Raw genomic sequence first — 2,330 nt, 5'->3', positions numbered from 1 at the left:
CAGGCGGCCCCGGCCAGGGCGGCGGCGATGGCGAATACAGTGCCCGGACGCTCGACGATCCGCGCCTGACCGGGCAGATCCTCATAGCTCTCGAACCGGCCGCTCATCGTGTCGGCACCGGGATTTCGCCCGAATAATCATAGAAGCCGCGCCCGCTCTTGCGGCCCAGCCAACCGGCCTCGACATATTTCACCAGCAGCGGACAGGGCCGGTATTTGCTGTCGGCCAGGCCATCGTACAGCACGTTCATGATGGCCAGCACCACGTCCAGCCCCATGAAATCGGCCAGCTCCAGCGGCCCCATCGGGTGATTGGCGCCCAGACGCAGGGCCTTGTCGATGGAGGCGACATTGCCGACCCCTTCATACAGGGCGAAGATCGCCTCGTTCATCATCGGCACCAGAATACGGTTGACGATGAAGGCCGGAAAATCCTCGGCATCCGTGGTGGTCTTGCCCAGGCTCTCGGCGAAGGCGACGGCGGCGGAATGGGTCTCGGCCGAGGTGGCGATGCCGCGAATAATCTCCACCAGCTTCATCACCGGCGCAGGCTTCATGAAGTGCAGACCCACGAACCGGTCCGGCCGGTCCGTCGCCGAAGCCAGACGGGTGATCGAGATCGAAGAGGTGTTGGAGGCCAGCAGGGTCTGCGGACCCAGATGCGGAATGACCTGGGCATAGACGCCCTTCTTGACCGCCTCGTCCTCCAGCGCCGCCTCGATCACCAGATCGGCGCCGGTGACAGCGTCAGCGATGGTGGTGACGGCGGTGATGCGTTTCAGCGCCGCATCGGCGTCGGCCTGGGCGATCAGGCCACGGCCCGTATGGCGCGCCAGACTGGCCGCGATCTCGCCCTGGGCCAACGGCAGCCGCTGGGCGTTCACGTCATAAAGCCGGACAGAATAGCCGCCCAGGGACACCGCATGGGCGATGCCTGCGCCCATCTGTCCGGCGCCGATGACGGCGACTGTGGAGATCGTGCTCATGAACCGTGGTCGAAAATGGTCGGGGCGGGCACCTTAGGAAGGTGCGAGCGCGGCGCAAGGGGCCATCGGCGCCCCAACGTCAGATTCCGGCCCTTTCGTGTCGCCCCGAACCCCGGTTCAGGCCGCCGGGCACGCCCGGCGGTTGCACCTCAGCCCAGCATGGCGATCAGAGCGGGCGCCGCCGAACGATTGAACAGGACGGTCGCAAACTGCAACAGCAGGATCACCACGATAGGTGAAATGTCGATGCCGCCCAGGCTGGGGATCATGCGGCGGAACGGCTCCAGCAGCGGGCTGGTGATCCGGTCCAGGAAGGTGCCGACCGAATAGACGAAACGGTTGCGGTAGTTGACGACGTCAAAGGCCACCAGCCAGCTCAGAATGGCCTGGGCGATGATGAACCAGATCATCAGACTGATGATGGTGTTGATCAGCCAGACGAGGGCGTAACCCATGAAGTGTCTCCTAGAGCGAAACCGGCTTCTAGACTGTCGTCCGCCGCCCGACAATGAGGGCGTCGCGCCTGCGCCCATTGCGCGCACAAGCCCGTTGACACCACGCCCACGCGCCTCTTATCTCCCGACCTCGCCTGGGGCCCGATCCAGCACTGGAAACGGGGCCGTAGCTCAGTTGGTAGAGCGCGTCGTTCGCAATGACGAGGTCAGGGGTTCGATTCCCCTCGGCTCCACCAGGCGGTCCGTAGAAATCAGATCGAACAGCGTAACCCGGCCTTAAGCGGTGCTGTGCAGGGTGTGGGCATGGATCGTCGTGCACTTTTGGGGCTGGCCGCTGTGGCGGCGGCGGCTGCTCCGGCCAAGGCTTCGTCTGGCGGAGGTGAAGAACCGTCGTCGGGCGGCGCCTATATGCGGCTGCCTGTGGTGACGGCGACGCTCATGCTGGCCAATGGTCGGCGCGGCGTGCTGTCGATCGAGACGGGCGTGGATGTGCCGGATGCGGCGCTGAGGGCGCGGGCGCAGGCGTCGGGGCCGCGGCTCCGGTCTGCTTATAATGAGGCGGCGCAGCGGTTCGCCAATGGCATGCGGCCCGGAATGGCGCCGGACATCGATCAGCTTTCGGCGGTCCTGCAGGCGGCGACCGATACGGCGCTGGGGCGCTCGGGCGCGCGGCTGTTGCTGGGCACGGTGATGGCGCTCTGACGCCGTTGCGCTGAGGCCCTACAGGAACGAATAGGGGTCCACGTCCACCGTCAGGCGGACCGAGCCCGGAACCTTCACCCGCGACAGCCAGGCGCGCAGGAAGGCCTGAATGTTCACGTCCCGGTCGGCGCGGACCAGCAGCCGTTTGCGCCGACGCCCCCGCACCAGAGCCAGAGGCGCATCGGCGG

4 protein-coding genes and 1 tRNA gene are annotated in these 2,330 nt (G+C 66.2%); 2 read left to right on the top strand and 3 right to left on the bottom strand.

Annotated elements, in window-relative coordinates; all coding sequences use genetic code 11:
• Positions 1-103: 103 nt before the first annotated feature.
• Both QZ281_RS10590 and QZ281_RS10585 read right to left on the bottom strand, forming a co-directional pair.
• Positions 104-985, bottom strand: a complete 882-nt coding sequence (locus QZ281_RS10590) for a 3-hydroxybutyryl-CoA dehydrogenase (protein ID WP_292228143.1) — start codon at positions 983-985, stop codon at positions 104-106.
• Between the two features lie 149 nt (positions 986-1,134).
• Entirely contained in the window at positions 1,135-1,440 is a 306-nt protein-coding gene (locus QZ281_RS10585; RefSeq protein ID WP_292228140.1) for a YggT family protein, read from the bottom strand.
• Positions 1,441-1,600: 160 nt separating this feature from the next.
• On the opposite strand from QZ281_RS10585, the gene QZ281_RS10580 reads away from it, so the two are divergent.
• Together QZ281_RS10580 and QZ281_RS10575 are read left to right on the top strand one after the other, a co-directional pair.
• Positions 1,601-1,676, top strand: a tRNA-Ala gene (locus tag QZ281_RS10580).
• 67 nt (positions 1,677-1,743) lie between these two features.
• Positions 1,744-2,142 carry a Tat pathway signal protein gene (locus QZ281_RS10575; RefSeq protein WP_292228137.1) on the top strand — a complete coding sequence of 133 codons (399 nt, stop codon included), beginning with the start codon at positions 1,744-1,746 and terminating at the stop codon, positions 2,140-2,142.
• Between the two features lie 18 nt (positions 2,143-2,160).
• On the opposite strand, the gene QZ281_RS10570 is transcribed toward QZ281_RS10575, so the two are convergent.
• Positions 2,161-2,330 (bottom strand): hypothetical protein (locus QZ281_RS10570; protein ID WP_292228202.1); only part of this gene is annotated, 170 nt, incomplete at its 5' end.

The organism is Brevundimonas sp., from assembly GCF_018608325.1.
Taxonomy (GTDB): domain Bacteria; phylum Pseudomonadota; class Alphaproteobacteria; order Caulobacterales; family Caulobacteraceae; genus Brevundimonas.
Note: the sequence above shows the minus strand (reverse complement) of the source record. Positions and strands in the feature narration are given on the sequence as shown.

What these genes read in the sequence shown, in the direction of transcription:
- QZ281_RS10585 (WP_292228140.1), bottom strand. Translation starts at nt 1,440, where the DNA reads ATGGGTTACGCCCTCGTCTGGCTGATCAACACCATCATCAGTCTGATG.
- QZ281_RS10590 (WP_292228143.1), bottom strand. Translation starts at nt 985, where the DNA reads ATGAGCACGATCTCCACAGTCGCCGTCATCGGCGCCGGACAGATGGGC.
- QZ281_RS10575 (WP_292228137.1), top strand. Translation starts at nt 1,744, where the DNA reads ATGGATCGTCGTGCACTTTTGGGGCTGGCCGCTGTGGCGGCGGCGGCT.